General features: G+C 67.7%; 14 protein-coding genes. 10 read left to right on the top strand and 4 right to left on the bottom strand.

Features of this window, described 5'->3' with window-relative positions:
• Nucleotides 1–833: 833 nt before the first annotated feature.
• Complete coding sequence (locus tag H7290_RS03280; protein WP_290512585.1) at nt 834–1,400, top strand: HhH-GPD-type base excision DNA repair protein; 567 nt, start codon at nt 834–836, stop codon at nt 1,398–1,400.
• A 21-nt stretch (nt 1,401–1,421) separates the two neighbouring features.
• Here H7290_RS03280 and H7290_RS03275 read toward each other — a convergent pair whose 3' ends face one another.
• A complete protein-coding gene (locus tag H7290_RS03275) occupies nt 1,422–2,012 on the bottom strand; it encodes a hypothetical protein (protein ID WP_290512584.1) in 591 nt (196 codons plus the stop codon).
• Between the two features lie 116 nt (nt 2,013–2,128).
• Here H7290_RS03275 and H7290_RS03270 point away from each other — a divergent pair, with 116 nt between their 5' ends.
• The gene (locus H7290_RS03270; protein WP_290512583.1) at nt 2,129–2,773 is read left to right on the top strand and encodes a hypothetical protein; all 645 of its coding nucleotides are present in this window, start codon (nt 2,129–2,131) and stop codon (nt 2,771–2,773) included.
• Here the strand turns inward: H7290_RS03270 and H7290_RS03265 are convergent.
• On the bottom strand, nt 2,770–2,991 hold the full coding sequence (locus H7290_RS03265; protein WP_290512582.1) for an antitoxin: 222 nt from the start codon (nt 2,989–2,991) through the stop codon (nt 2,770–2,772). The two genes, H7290_RS03270 and H7290_RS03265, sit on opposite strands and share 4 nt — an antisense overlap.
• Before the next feature lie 77 nt (nt 2,992–3,068).
• Between H7290_RS03265 and miaA the strand changes: the two genes are divergently transcribed.
• The 5 genes from miaA (at nt 3,069) to galE (ending at nt 9,313) form a co-directional block, all read left to right on the top strand.
• Complete coding sequence (gene miaA / locus H7290_RS03260; RefSeq protein ID WP_290512581.1) at nt 3,069–3,974, top strand: tRNA (adenosine(37)-N6)-dimethylallyltransferase MiaA; 906 nt, start codon at nt 3,069–3,071, stop codon at nt 3,972–3,974.
• A 55-nt stretch (nt 3,975–4,029) separates the two neighbouring features.
• Nucleotides 4,030–4,848, top strand: a complete 819-nt coding sequence (gene dapF, locus H7290_RS03255; RefSeq protein ID WP_290512580.1) for a diaminopimelate epimerase — start codon at nt 4,030–4,032, stop codon at nt 4,846–4,848.
• Entirely contained in the window at nt 4,845–6,218 is a 1,374-nt protein-coding gene (hflX, locus tag H7290_RS03250) for a GTPase HflX (protein WP_290512579.1), read from the top strand. The genes dapF and hflX overlap by 4 nt, the downstream gene beginning before the upstream one ends.
• A 71-nt stretch (nt 6,219–6,289) precedes the next feature.
• Nucleotides 6,290–8,224, top strand: a complete 1,935-nt coding sequence (locus H7290_RS03245) for an ATP-dependent DNA helicase (protein WP_290512578.1) — start codon at nt 6,290–6,292, stop codon at nt 8,222–8,224.
• Nucleotides 8,225–8,326: 102 nt separating this feature from the next.
• Complete coding sequence (gene galE, locus H7290_RS03240; protein WP_290512577.1) at nt 8,327–9,313, top strand: UDP-glucose 4-epimerase GalE; 987 nt, start codon at nt 8,327–8,329, stop codon at nt 9,311–9,313.
• Between the two features lies 1 nt (nt 9,314).
• Here galE and lexA read toward each other — a convergent pair whose 3' ends face one another.
• Nucleotides 9,315–10,052 (bottom strand): transcriptional repressor LexA, encoded by a 738-nt coding sequence (gene lexA, locus H7290_RS03235; protein ID WP_290512576.1) that lies wholly within the window; start codon nt 10,050–10,052, stop codon nt 9,315–9,317.
• An 84-nt stretch (nt 10,053–10,136) separates the two neighbouring features.
• Here lexA and H7290_RS03230 point away from each other — a divergent pair, with 84 nt between their 5' ends.
• Entirely contained in the window at nt 10,137–10,985 is an 849-nt protein-coding gene (locus H7290_RS03230; RefSeq protein WP_290512575.1) for an SDR family oxidoreductase, read from the top strand.
• Between the two features lie 6 nt (nt 10,986–10,991).
• Here H7290_RS03230 and H7290_RS03225 read toward each other — a convergent pair whose 3' ends face one another.
• Nucleotides 10,992–12,041: a YhjD/YihY/BrkB family envelope integrity protein gene (locus tag H7290_RS03225; RefSeq protein WP_290512574.1), complete on the bottom strand. Its 1,050-nt coding sequence runs from the start codon at nt 12,039–12,041 to the stop codon at nt 10,992–10,994.
• Between the two features lie 270 nt (nt 12,042–12,311).
• Between H7290_RS03225 and H7290_RS03220 the strand changes: the two genes are divergently transcribed.
• Together H7290_RS03220 and H7290_RS03215 are read left to right on the top strand one after the other, a co-directional pair.
• Complete coding sequence (locus H7290_RS03220) at nt 12,312–12,734, top strand: LysM domain-containing protein (protein WP_290512573.1); 423 nt, start codon at nt 12,312–12,314, stop codon at nt 12,732–12,734.
• Between the two features lie 195 nt (nt 12,735–12,929).
• A partial coding sequence (locus tag H7290_RS03215; RefSeq protein WP_290512572.1) for a penicillin-binding transpeptidase domain-containing protein occupies nt 12,930–14,764 on the top strand: 1,835 nt, incomplete at its 3' end.

Raw genomic sequence — 14,764 nt, 5'->3', positions numbered from 1 at the left:
CGGCTCGCAAGTCGGGCAAACGGGCCGACAAGCTGTGTGCAGCTCTGCCGCAGCCCGACCCGACGGCGGCGACGCTCCGGAGGGCACAGAAGGCCGACGACGGCACCGGCACGAGCAGGCTCGACCTGCAGAAGATCGCTGTGCGTCACTAGCACCCTTACGATGGCGGGTCGTGCCGGAGGTTCGGAACGGCCCGCCATCGTACGTCCGGACGTCATCGGCTCCGACCACGACGGAGTCATGGACGACGCACCCTTCGCTCTTGCGCCCGACGAGAGTTCCTAGGGGCTCGGCCGCGGTGGCACGATGGTCGGCATGGCCATCCAGATCGCCCAGCAGACCCACGCCGACGAGGTGCTGAGCAATGACCCGTTCGCGCTGCTCGTCGGCATGATGCTCGACCAGCACAGCTCTTAACCATGGAGCGACCTGGTGACACGATCTTCGTGATGACGAGAGATGGCGACGTCTACGTCTTCAGTGGCATCGAGGATGCCGAGGGATACATGGAGGCCATCGACGTTCTCGACGGCGAGTACGTGGATCTGTTCCGAATCGATGGCGAGCGCCTTTCGGTCTCGGGGAGTGAGAAGGACTACCGAGTTGTGATCGAGCGGACGGGAAGTTTTGAGTTAGGCGCTCTCGTGGATCGACTGTGTTCGCTAGCTGAGCGAAACGGCTTCGACGGAGACAATCCTGATCTGCGAGCGATTGCGAACGAGATCCTGGCGAACGAATGGCGGGTGCGGTGGCCGCGCTGGCCCCGATGGCTCGCCGCGCGCACGGAGAGGGTCCGCCCTCGGTCTAGCGCGACGTGCGGCAAAATAGGAACCATGGCCATTCGGATCGCTCAGGACCCCCACGCCGACGAGTTGCTTACTAATGACTCTTTTGCACTCCTTTCAGGCATGATGCTGGACCAGCAGTTTCCCATGGAGCAGGCGTTCGCGGGGCCGGCCAAGGTGCTTGACCGGTTCGGCACGCTCGACCCGGCCGCGATCGCCGATGCCGACCCCGAGGCCTTCGCCGACCTGTGCGCAACGCCGCCGGCCGTCCACCGTTACGGGCGCTCGATGGCCGGACGTCTGCAGGAGCTGGCCCGCGTGGTGGCCGACGAGTACGACGGCGACGCCTCGCGCATCTGGACCGAGCCGCGCACAGGTGACGCGCTGATCGGGCGCATCAGGGCGCTGCCGGGCTTCGGCGATCAGAAGGCCAAGATCTTCACAGCGCTGCTGGCCAAACAGCTCGGGGTCAAGCCGCGCGGGTGGACCATCGTGGTTGGTGACTACGGCCGCAAGGGCTACCGCTCGGTGGCAGACGTCGTCGATGCCGACTCACTCGCCAAGGTGCGCGAGTTCAAGCAACAGCAGAAGAAGAAGGCGGCCGCCACGAGCTGACGTTGTCCCGGCTGAGCGCTGTCAGATGGTGGCGTTGTTGGCCCGGTTGGGGTCGAGCAGGTCGGCCGGCACGGTGCACTCGCCGCCAAGCAGAGCCTTGTCCATGCGCTCGTCGATGGGGTGTCCTTTCTCGTCCTTCGGGATGACGATCTCGAGACCGAGGTCCTCCTCGAGCCCGGCGGCCAGGGTCTCGCGCGCACCGACGAGGCGATCCCAGTCGTCGAGCCAGCCAGCGGTCGGCTTGTCGTCCGCCAGGACGTGGGGGTCGAGCTCGCGGATCGCCTCGACCATCGTGGCGACGGCGGCATCCTGGTCCCTGATGATGGCCACCTGCTGACGAACGTCTCCTGACAGGGGTGTCGACTCGATGGTGAATGTCATGATCGCGCACTCGCGTGAGATGGCGTCGAGCAGCCGTGCGTCCTCGATGAGGCCCGTGTTGTCCCTGCTGGTCACGGAAATGGCAACGGCCACCAGCGCCGTGGCAGCGACGAGGCTCAGGAAGCCAGCGGCGATCGCGACCCACTTCCATCGCGGCGAGATCGGTGGTGGGGGGTAGTCCCAGGCGTTGCGCGCCGGCGGGTAGGCCGGCAGACCGTCGGTCTCCATCACGACCCCATCGTGTCACGGCCGGACGGTCCCTGCCGTTGGCGACAGTGGCGTCGTGGTGACGACTCGGCCAGGCTCTCCCGACAAGCACACCGAAGAGTCTCCACTACTCTCAAGTGGTGATCCTTGCCGTGGCAATCTGCCCGCATCCGCCGATGCTGGTGCCAGAGATCAGCGGGGGAGCGGCAGGTGAGCTGGACGAGGTCAGAGAAGCGTGCGACGAGGTGGTCGCCGGGCTGCTGACCGTCGGTCCTGACCGGATCGTCGTGATCGGCGGTGGTGATCTCGACGGTGACCGCGACGAGGCGGCCGGCGGCACCCTCGGCGGATTCGGCGTGAATGTGCGGGCCGGGGGAGCAGACGACGCCCTGCCCCTGAGCCTGACGATCGGGGCATGGTTGCTGGACCGAGCCGGCTGGTCAGGGCCTCGCACCTACTCATCCGGGACCCCGGACACTGACGGCCGGGTGGCATTGCTGGTGATGGCCGACGGCAGTGCCACTCGCGCCATCACCGCTCCGGGCTACCTCGACGATCGGGCCGAGCCCTTCGACGCGATCATCGCCGAAGCGCTCGCTGGAGGCGACCCAAGCACACTGGCCGCCCTCGACGTCGACCTCGGCGACGAGTTGTGGGCTGCGGGCAGCCGCCCGCTGCGGACACTCGGAGAGATGACGAAGGACGCCGACATCACCGCGCGACTGCGCGTGGACGTGGCGCCCTTCGGTGTCGGCTACTGGGTCGCCGACTGGAGGCTTGGCTAGGTCTGCTTGCCGCCTTCGGCGATCTTGTCGACGCCCTCGCGGGCCTTGTCGGCCGCGCCGCCGATCTTCTCGTCGTACTTGCCCTTGGTGGCCTTGCTCGCGAGACCGGCGGCCTTGTCGATGCCCTTGTCGATCTTGTCGTTCTGGCTGACCGCGAGGTCTGCGGCCTTCTTCCTGAGCTCAGGAGCCTTTTTCGTCAGCTTGTCGAGAAAACCCATGTCTTCCCTCCTCGTGTCGTGAGATGGGGCGGCTACCGCCCCCGTGTCACTACGAACAGTACTGCGACACTTCGAGCATGTCTGTGGCCGATCGCATCGTGGCAGTGGTCGGCCCGACGGCTTCTGGCAAGTCATCACTCGCGCTCGAGATGGTCCGCCGCATCGGCTCCGCCGAGATCGTGAACGCCGACTCGATGCAGCTCTATCGCGGCATGGACATTGGCACTGCAAAGCCGTCCCTGACCGACCGAAGCATGGTGCCGCACCACCTCTTCGACGTCCTCGACGTGACCGGCACGGCGACCGTCGCAGAGTTCCAGACCTTGGCACGGGCCGCCATCGCCGAGTGCCACTCACGTGGGGTGACGCCGGTGCTCGTCGGGGGGTCGGCGCTCTACGTGCGGGCGGTGCTCGACCGACTCGAGTTCCCCGGCACCGACCCCACGGTCCGCGAGCATTGGGCGGCCGAGCTGGAGCAGCGTGGTGCGGCAGCAATGCATGCCGAGCTGGCCCGCCGGGATCCAGCCGCTGCCGCGCAGATCCTGCCCACCAACGATCGCCGCATCGTGCGCGCGCTCGAGGTCATCGAGCTGACCGGGCAGCCGTTCGTGGCGACGATGCCGCCTCACGAGTCGATCTATCCCGACGTCCTCATGCTGGGCATCGACGTCAAGCGTGACGTCCTCGACCGGCGTCTCGCCGAGCGCGTCGACCAGATGTGGACCGACGGATTCGTCGATGAGGTTCGGCGCCTCCGGAAGATCGGGCTCGACGACGGGCTCACGGCGAACAGGGCACTGGGCTACCAACAGATCCTGGCCTTCCTCCGAGGTGACACCACTGAGGACGAGGCCCGCGAGGCGACGGTGATCGGTACGAGGAAGTTCGCCAGACGTCAGGACCGCCTCTTCAGGAAGGACCCGCGCATCCATTGGTCCCTCCCAGATTCGAAGGGTTCCGGTTCACCCGACGGCTCCCCGTGATCGAAATCCCTTCACATCCGAGGGTGGGATGAGGGGGCGGCGGTAGACTGGAGGCATGTCATTTCCATGGGTCAAGGGGCACGGCACGGAGAATGACTTCGTGCTGCTCCCCGACCATGAGGGCACCGTCCACGGCGAGCTGGAGGGGTCTTTCGTGTCCGCACTCTGCCACCGTCGACGCGGCATCGGCGCCGACGGCGTGATGCGCGTCATTCGCTCGTCCGCGCTCGGCGAGCAGTCAGCCGGCGAGTGGTTCATGGACTACCGCAACGCCGACGGCTCGGTCAGCGAGATGTGCGGCAACGGCATCAGGGTGTTCGCGCTGCACCTCGTGCAGGAGGGGCTCGCCGACCCGGCCGCTGCGTTCGTCATCGGCACCCGGGGTGGCGACAAGACCATCTCCTTCGACGGCGACGCGATCAGCGTCGACATGGGGGTGCCCGAGGTGCTGGGGGCCACGAAGGTCAGCGCCGATGGCCACATGTGGGCGGCGCAGGACATTCGCACCGGCAACCCGCACGCCGTCGCGTTCGTCGAGCGGCTCGCTGACGCTGGCACGCTCCTGGCGCAGCCCGACTACGACGAAGCTCTCTACCCGGCAGGCGTCAACATCGAGTTCGTCGTCCGTGTGGACCCGCAACACGTCGCGATGCGCGTGCACGAGCGCGGCTCGGGCGAGACCCGCTCCTGCGGAACAGGCGCCTGCGCCGTTGCGGTTGCGGCGGCCCTCACCGATGATGCAGAGAAGCCCGTCACGTATAGGGTCGACGTTCCCGGCGGCACGGTCCACGTGACCTGGCGGGCTGACGACCACCTCACCCTCACCGGCCCCGCCGAGATCGTCGCGCGGGGCACCATGGATTGGATCGCATGACCCCTGACACCGATGGCCTCGAGCTCGAAGAGCGCAACTCGCTGCGTCGCATCGCCAACTTGCGCACCGAGCTCGAAGACATCACCGAGGTCGAATATCGTCAGCTTCGGCTCGAGCGTGTCATCCTCGTCGGCGTCTGGACCGAGGGCACGGTTGCCGACGCCGAGAACTCGATGGCCGAGCTCAAGCTGCTTGCAGAGACGGCCGGCTCCGAGGTGCTCGACGCACTCATCCAGCGCCGCCAGAAGCCAGACCCCGCCACCTACATCGGTTCCGGCAAGGTCGAGGACCTCCGTGCTGCGGTCGAGGCGACCGGCGCCGACACGATCATCTGCGACGGGGCGCTGGCCCCGAGCCAGCTGCGCAACCTCGAGGACAAGTGCAAGGTCAAGGTCGTCGACCGCACCGCACTGATCCTCGACATCTTCGCGCAGCACGCCAAGTCCAAGGAGGGCAAGGCCCAGGTCGAGCTCGCCCAACTGCAGTACCAGACTCAGCGCCTCCGCGGCTGGGGCGGCAACCTGTCGCGCCAGGCCGGTGGCCAGGCCGCCGGCGGCGAGGGAATCGGTGGTCGTGGCCCCGGTGAGACCAAGCTCGAGACCGACCGTCGTCGCATCCAGATGAAGATGACCAAGCTGCGTCGTGAGCTCAAGGAGCTCGGCAAGGCCCGCGACACCAAGAAGGCCAACCGCAAGCGCCACGAGATCCCGTCGGTGTCGATCGCGGGCTACACCAACGCCGGCAAGTCGAGCCTCCTCAACCGCATGACCGACGCCGGGGTGCTCGTCGAGGACGCGCTGTTCGCGACCCTCGACCCCACCACCCGGCGCACGCAGACGTCAGACGGCCGCGTGTACACGTTGTCCGACACCGTCGGCCTGGTCCGCAACCTGCCGCACCAGCTCGTCGAGGCGTTCCGCTCGACGCTGGAGGAGGTCGCCGAGTCCGACCTGATCCTGCACGTCGTCGACGGTTCAGACCCTGACCCCGAAGGCCAGATCGCCGCGGTGCGTGCGGTGTTCGCCGACGTCGATGCGCTCGACGTCCCTGAGATCATCGTGATCAACAAGGCCGACGTCGCCGACCCGCTCGTGATCAAGCAGCTGCTGGTCCGCGAGCCCCACGCCGTGGTGGTCAGCGCCTTCACCGGCGAGGGCATCGACGAGCTCCTCAGCGCCATCGAGGCCGACCTGCCACAGCCAGCGAGCCACATCGACGTCCTGCTGCCGTACGCACGTGGCGACCTTCTGAACCAGATCCACACACAGGGCGAGATTGAGTCGCTCGACCACGAGGCCGAGGGCACTCACGTCGTGGCCCGCGTCAACGGCGACCTCGCCGGAGCCCTCGAGCCGTACACGTCCCGCTGAGCAGCACGCTTAGTCCTGAGCCTGTGGACGTCGTGGTCGGGCCCCCGGTCGTGGCCGGATAACCTTCGGACATGCCCACCCCGGATGTTCGCGCGGTCCTCCATGCCGCCGTCGAGGCCGTCGGGGGAGAGGACAGGCCGGGTCAGATCGAGATGGCCGAAGCCGTGCAGCACGCTCTCAAGAGCGGCGAGCACCTGCTGGTGCAGGCCGGCACCGGTACCGGCAAGTCGCTCGGTTACCTCGTACCGAGCCTTTTGCACGGCAAGCGCGTCGTCGTGGCCACGGCGACCCTCAACCTGCAGCACCAGCTCGTCGAGCGCGACATCCCCGCGCTCAAGGATGCTGCTCGCGCCACGATGGACACCGTCCCGCACCATGCCGTCGTCAAGGGACGTGGCAACTACGCCTGCCTGCACCGCGTCCGCGAGGGTGCGCCCCGCGACCAGGGCACCCTTGCCGACATCCCGGAGGGCACGCCCGGCGCGGAGGTCGCCGAGCTGCGCCCCTGGGCTGAGGAGCAGGCCGCCGCTGGCCACGTCGCCGATCGCGACTCGGCGCCGGCGCACACCGACCGGGCCTGGCGCCAGGTCAGCGTCAACCACCCCGAGTGTCTCGGGGCGTCGCGGTGCGCCCACGCTCTCGAGTGCTTCGCCGAGCGGGCCCGCGAGGACGCCCAGGACGCCCAGCTCGTCGTCACGAACCACGCCCTGCTCGCCATCGACGCCATCGACGGCGTGCCGATGCTGCCGGAGTACGACGCGGTCATCGTCGATGAGGCCCACGAGCTCACGGCCCGAGTCACGCAGGCATCGACCGACGAGCTCGACCCGGTCATCGTCGAGAGGGCCGCACGCCGGGCTCGTACGCACCTCGACGGCAAGGAGTCCGACGACCTCACCGACTCCTCCGACGCCCTCGCCGACGTCCTCGCACGCACAGAGGAAGGTCGCATCGACGTGCCGCAGGACTCGATGCTCGACGTCCTGGCGCTGATCCGCGACAGCGCTCGTGCCTGCCTGTCGGCATTCCCCAAGGAGACCACGAAGGGCGAGCCCGACGCCGCCCGGCAACAGGCCCGCGGCATGGTCGATGAGGTGCGCAAGATCGCGGAGCGCATGGCCACCAAGGGCGAGACCGAGGTGCTCTGGATGAGCGACAACCGGGGCGGCAAACAGCTGCACATCGCTCCCATCGACGTGTCGGTGAGCCTGCGCGAGAAGCTCTTCGCCGACAAGACCGTGGTGATGACGAGCGCCACCCTCAAGCTCGGCGGCGGGTTCGACAACATCGCGCGCTCCGTAGGACTCGCGCCCGGCGACGGATCGTGGAGCTCGCTCGACGTGGGCTCACCGTTCGACTACCGCCGCCAAGGGATGCTCTACGTCGCCACGGACCTCCCGGCCCCAGGCCGCGACGGTCTGGAGGAGGCGCAGCTCGCCGAGATCGCGACGCTCATCGAGGCTGCTGGCGGACGCACGCTGGGCCTCTTCTCTTCACGCCGGGGTGCAGAGCGGGCGGCCGAGCAGGTCCGCGAGCGGCTGCCGGACATCGACATCTGGTGCCAGGGCGACGCGCAGCTGCCCGAGCTCGCTCGGCGGTTCGCGGCCGAGCCGTCGACGTGCCTGTTCGGCACCCTCAGCCTGTGGCAGGGGGTCGACCTGCCCGGCGACACCTGCCAGCTCGTCATCATCGACCGCATCCCGTTCCCACGCCCCGACGACCCCCTGATGAGCGCCCGGCAGCGGCTGGTCGAGAAGCGCGGCGGCAACGGGTTCATGAGTGTCGCGGCCAATCATGCGGCGCTGCTGCTGGCGCAGGGCACCGGGCGACTCATCAGGCGCGCGACCGACAAGGGCGTCGTCGCCATCCTCGACCCGCGTATCGTCACGGCCCGCTACGGCTCATTCCTGGCCGCGTCGCTTCCCGACATGTGGCGCACCACCGACCGCGAGACGGCACTGGCGGCACTCCGCCGACTCGACGAGTCCGCAAACGCCGCCGGCTAGGGTCGTCACAGCATCACGGTCAGGCGTGGCCATGGCTGCCACGTGCGCACTCTCCGCTTCTCCGACTGACGGGTGGCCAGCAGCCTCTGGCAGGCTGTCGGCATGACTGTTCTCATCACCGGGGGAGCCGGCTACATCGGCTCGCACATCGTCAGGGCGTTCCGTCTCGCCGGTCTCGACTGCCTCGTGGTCGATGACCTGTCGAGCGGGCACCGGGAGTTCGTCCCTGCTGGCGTCGTCTTCGTCGACAGCAACATCCTCGACACGGCGGTGGTGGCCAAGGCGATGGTCGAGCACGAGGTCGACGCCGTGGTGCACCTGGCCGGGTTCAAGTACGCCGGGGTGTCGGTCAGCCGCCCGCTGCACACATATGAGCAGAACGTGCAGGGCACCGTCAGCCTGCTGCAGGCGATGCAGGAGTCCGGCGTCGACAAGATCGTGTTCTCCTCCAGTGCCGCGGTGTACGGCACGCCCGACGTCCAGACCGTGACGGAGCAGACGGCCACGGCACCGGAGTCTCCCTACGGAGAGAGCAAGCTCGTCGGCGAGTGGCTGATGCGCGACGCGGCACGAGCGTTCGCGCTGCATCACACGTCATTGCGCTACTTCAACGTGGTCGGCTCAGCAGTGCCCGATCTGTACGACACCAGCCCGCACAACCTCTTCCCACTGATCATCGAGGCTCTGCTCGAAGGCCGCACCCCGCGCATCAACGGCGCCGACTACCCGACTCCGGACGGCACGTGCGTCCGCGACTACATCCATGTCGCCGACCTGGCCGACGCCCATGTCGTCGCGGCGCAGAAGCTGCTGCACGGGGAGCCCCTCGAGCCTGTGTACAACCTCGGCAGTGGCGACGGCGTGTCGGTACGCCAGATCATGGACGCCGTGGCCGACGCCACTGGCAACGCCTTCGAGCCCGAGATTGGGGAGCGCAGACCCGGAGACCCGGCCCGGATCGTGGCATCCGGCGAGCTTGCCGCGCGCGACCTCGGATGGACGATGCGCCACTCCGTGGCCGACATGGTCGGCAGTGCCTGGGCTGCCCGCCAGGTACACCCTTTCAGCGCAGCCGATGTGCAGGGCTGAGTCAGAGACGGCGCAGGACCGCGGTGACCTTGCCCAGGATCGTGGCGTGCGTGCCATCGATCGGGGAGTAGTCGTCGTTGTGGGGCAGTAGCCAAACCTTGCCATCTTTGCGCTGGAAGGTCTTGACCGTGGCCTCGCCGTCGAGCATGGCAGCGACGATCTCGCCGTTCTCAGCGTTGGGCTGCTGACGGATGACGACGTAGTCGCCGCTGCAGATGGCGGCGTCGATCATCGAGTCGCCGGACACCTCGAGCAGGAAGAGCGTGCCGTCGCCGACAAGTGACTTGGGCAGCGGGAAGATCTCTTCGATGCGCTGTTCGGCCAGGATCGGCCCACCCGCGGCGATGCGTCCGACCATGGGCACGTTGACAGCTGCCGGCAGGGCGTCGCCGATGCCGGTCTCGTCGAAGGCGACCTCGGCAGCGCTGTCTGCCACCCCGTGGCTCATGGAACGACGTGCCGCCATGACGTCGGGCAGGAAGATCTCGAGGGCACGTGGACGGTTGGGATCGCGCTTGACGTAGCCGAGCGCCTCGAGAGCACGCAGCTGGTGCGCGACGGACGAGGTGCTGGTGAGGCCGACGGCCGCACCGATTTCGCGCATGCTGGGCGGATAGCCGCGCATCTCGATCTCGTCGCGAAGGAACTCCAGCACTTTTCGCTGCCGGGTGGTGAGCCCGGAGGAGTCGGCCGGACCGTCCGGAAGCTCGGTGACGTCGGCGTTGCGGTCGTCGTTCATGCCGGAAAGACTAGCCCGGAAGGCACCTCGAATCAAACATATGTTCGATGGCGTGTCGTGCGTGTCTGCCCCTATCTTGAGGCGGTGAACAAGCCATTGGTGAAGCCCGGGAACCCCCGCACGGCCGTCGTGACAGGTGCAGGGCGCGGCATCGGCAGGGCCGTTGCGGTCGAGCTGGTAGCCCGGGGGTACCTCGTCGTGGTGACCGATCTCGACGGGTCGGCGGCCGAGTCCACCGCTGCCGAGATCGGGGCGTCGTTGGGCCTGCGGATCGACGTCACCGACCCCGAGGCCAATCGCGACGTGGCAGCGCGCGCTTGCGAGATCGCGCCGCTGGGTGCCTGGGTGTGCAACGCCGGGGTGTTGGCCGAGGGCGACCTGACGGTGCTGTCGGTCAACCAGGTCAGGTCGATGGTCGACGTCAACGTGCTCGGCGTCATGTGGGGGGTTCGGGCGGCGGCCGACACGTTCCGTGGGCAGTCCGGTGGCGGGGTGTCCGGCGGCGAGATCGGCATCATCGCCTCGCTGAGTGCCCATGCTCCCGTGCCCGGCTTGAGCGTCTATGCCGCCACGAAGGCCGCCGCTCTGTCGCTGGCGACGTCGCTGGCCACCGAGCTGCATCCTGACAAGGTCCGGGTGCACGCGGTCTGCCCCGACGGGGTCGATACCGCCATGGTTGACAGCATGGACCCGAGTGGTGGTGTGCGGGCCGCGCTCGCGGCCGGTGTGCTGCTCACCCCCGCACAGGTGGCGCACGAGCTCGTCGAGATGTTCGGCACGCGGCGCGTGTACCGGACCTTGCCGGCGTGGCGGGGTGTCATCGCCCGGTCGGCCTCGCTGTCGCCAGTGGTGGCCATGCGCGCCGACCCGTTGTTGCGCAAGATCGGTACCCGCCGGCTGCGCAAGGCGGGCAAGCTGGACGGCAAGCACTAGCTGGGGTCAGCGGCGGTCGGCATCCTGCCGGCTTCGGAACGGCACACGGAAACGTGTGAAGACCGATCTTTTCGCGACGGCGGGCTCCGGCGCAGGTTCGGCCTTCCGGGCAGGCTCGGGCTCCTTCGAAGGTTCGGCTTCGACGTCCGGCTCCTCGACCACCTCGGCCGGCACCGTGCCACCGTCGGCTGCCTCAGTGCGCCACGCAGCGATCTCAGAATCCTCCTCGATCGTGTCGGGTGTCACGACTTTTTCCCGGACGGCCTCGATGGACGCGCCCAGCAGAATGGCGTACAGGCCGATCCAGAGCCACAGCAGCAGCACGACGACGCCGGCGAGCGCGCCGTACGTCTTGCCATAGCTGCCGAAGTTGTCGACGTAGAGCGAGAAGCCGACCGACACCAAGACCCACAGGATGCTCGCGACAACGACACCCTTGGTCACGAGCCCGGAGTCTGAGGTCCGGTTGGGCGCCACCCGGAACAGCACCCCGATGGCGACGACGACGGCAGAGACGAGCAGTGTCCACCGCGCAACCTCCAGCAGGATGCGGACGCCCGGAACGATGTCGATGACGTCGAACACGGCGGGTGCGGCGGCGACAAGCCCGATCACGACGGCGAGGAACACGATGGCGCCGACGGTGAGTCCGAGAGACAGCAGCTTGAGCTTGATGAAGCCGCGGTTCTCCTTCAGCCCGAACATCGCATTGATCGCGGTGACGAGGTTGCCCACGCCGCCGGACGCTCCGTAGATCGCCAGCACGATGGCAATGACGAGGCCGAGCCCCAGCGACCTGCTTGGCGTCGAAGTCAGAGCGTCGAGCTGCCCGGTGACGATCGATGCAGCGTCAGCGGGGAGGGCTCTGGTGAGATCGGCGGACTGGCGGTTGACGGTTGCGGGCGACACGAGGAGCCCGTAGGTCAGGATCGCAGCGATCATCGCAGGGAAGAGCGCCAAAAAGGTGTAGAACGCCACGCCGGCAGCAAGGAGTGGTGCCTGGTGGGCGGACGCCTGCTTCCACGCGGAGACAACAGTTCGGCGGCGGTTCGGCATACATCGACGGTATGGCGTCACACGTGTCGGCGCCTCCCGATCATGAAATATCGGTATTCCAAACCCCGACATCGCAGCAGATTCTGTCGGTAAGAAGTGTCACAGTCGAAATCATGTTCGATTGGTGCTTCCTTTTGTCGGAGGCTTCCCCTATCGTCGTACATGTGTTCGATCGAACGCCTGTTCGCATCATCGAATGACATCGAGAACAGCGTTCGTTCGAATACGCCACATGCATACTCACCGTCTCACTTCCCCATGGAGGCACTCATGAGCACCATTGCACTCGACCGCACCGGTACCCGCCACGACCGCCGGGTCCAGCCCACCCGCCACCTCCGCGCTGTGCCCAATGGCGTGGTGTCCAGTGGCGCTGCCACTGACGTCCGGACGGCTCGCGTTCGGCTGACAACTCGCGGCAAGGTCGCCGTCGTCACTCTCGTCATCGCCGTCATCGCAGTGCTGGCTGTGGCTTTCGGCCCGTCCACCGCGGCCACCGACCAGACCGGCACGCCGCTGCAGACCTCCACCGTCACCGTCATGCCAGGTCTCACCCTGTGGCAGATCGCCGCCGAGGCCAACCCCAACGGCGACATCCGCAGGACGGTCGACGACATCGTCCAGCTCAACTCGCTGCCCAACGCGTCTGCCCTGCAGATGGGCTCCACGATCTCGGTGCCGGTGTACGAGTAGAGCCGCTCCGACAACGACACAGACGGCCGCGGTGATCCTTGGGGAAGGGGCACCGCGGACATCTGTAGGTTGTGGCCAGAGGCAACCAGCATCGGCGCAAGGAAGGAATCGCTCATGCCACGCAGCGGGTCGGGGGGCGTGTCTACACGCCGGCGGGTGTCATGGATGGGCGCGGCGGCGCTTTCAATGGGTGCGATGGCTGGCTGCAGCTCGTCGGGGCCAGACCCCGACGACGCGGCACGGGTGCTGGCCAAGGCTTTGTCGGCGCGCGACGTGTCGAAGGTTCCGATGGACACCAGTGCCGCCAACGCCCAGAAGGCCATGACCCGCATCGTGCAAGCGTTGGGCGACGTGAAGCCGGCGGTGAGCGTGGCCGGCGTGAGCCAGAAGGACAACCGGGCCACGGTGACCCTGTCCGTGAAGTGGAAGATCGAGCGAACCACGTGGGCCTACAAGACGAAGGCCAAGCTCGTCCTCACCGACGACCGTTGGACGGTCGCGTGGGCACCGTCGGTCGTCGCGCCCGGGCTCACGACGTCAGAACGTCTTGCGGTGAAAACTACTCCAGCCGATCGCGGCGACATCCTCGGCGCCGATGACGAGGCGCTGGTGACAGAACGTCCAGTGAAGCGGGTGGGGATCGACAAGACCAGGGCGAAGGCCGACACGATCGACTCCTCGGCGACCGCACTGGCGCGGCTGCTCGACATCGACGTCGACTCCTATCGCAAGAGGGTCGCGGCCGCCGGGGCGCAGGCTTTCGTCGAGGGACTGGTGCTCAGGGAGGGGCCCGACTATCCGATCAGCGAAGCGGATCTCCGCGCCATCCCCGGTGCCGTCGCGCTCGGCGCGGAGCTGCCGCTCGCACCGGCGCGCTCCTTCGGGCAGCCGCTTCTCGGATCTGTGGGTGACGCAACGGCCGAAGACATCAAGGACTCGAAGAACGCACTGCGGGCTGGCGACCAGGTGGGCCTCTCCGGCCTGCAGAAGCGGTTCGACCCCGACCTGCGTGGCGAGCCGGGCATCGCGGTGTCGGCAGTCATTGACGGCGACGGTGAAGGCGTCGCGCCGCGCACGCTGTACGTCAGCGAGCCGAAGACAGGCAAACCACTGCGCACGACGCTCGACGTCTCGCTGCAGGGGGCGGCCGACGACATCCTCGCCAACGTCAAGCCGGCCAGCGCCATCGTCGCGATCCGCCCGTCGACGGGCAACATCGTCGCGTTGTCGAGCGGCCCCGGCGGCAAGGGCAACGACACGGCCTCGGTCGGAAGGTACGCGCCGGGCTCGACGTTCAAGGTCGTGACGGCGCTGGCTTTCCTGCGTTCCGGCCTCACCCAGCAGAGCAGGGTTTCCTGTCCCGACACCCTGACGGTCGACGGCAGACGGTTCAAGAACTACTCGGACTACCCGGCCAGTGCGGTGGGCGACATCACGCTGCGCACCGCGATCGCCAACTCGTGCAACACCGCCATGATCGCGACGCGCGGCAAGGCTTCACAGAGCGGACTTGTCGCGGCCGCCACGGCACTGGGACTCGGACAGGATCTTGATCTCGGCATCCCGGCCTTCCTCGGCTCCGTGCCGACCAAGGCAAGCGGCACCGAGCGCGCAGCCTCGGTCATCGGGCAGGGCCGCATCGAGGCCTCCCCGCTTGCCATGGCGGTCGTGGCCGCGTCGCTGGCGAACGGCAGACGTGTCACCCCGGTGCTGCTGCCCGACAGCAAGGTCGCGTCGGTGCCCACCGCAGCCGCACCGCTCACTGGCACCGAGGCCACCCAGGTCGAGGACATGATGCGCGCGGTCGTCACCGAGGGCAGCGGCCGGTTCCTCACCGACCTCTCGGGTGGTCCGGTGGCGGCGAAGACCGGCACCGCCGAGTACGGCAACGACGCCCCGCCCCGCACGCACGCCTGGATGATCGCGATGCACGGTGATCTTGCGGTCGCGGTCTTCGTCGACGACGGTGAATCCGGCTCGCAGACGGCCGGCCCGCTACTCGAGTCGTTCCTGCGGAAGGCTGGTTGGGG

It is taken from the genome of Aeromicrobium sp., assembly GCF_014378035.1.
In the GTDB taxonomy this organism is placed as follows: Bacteria; Actinomycetota; Actinomycetes; order Propionibacteriales; family Nocardioidaceae; genus Aeromicrobium.
Note: the sequence above shows the minus strand (reverse complement) of the source record. Positions and strands in the feature narration are given on the sequence as shown.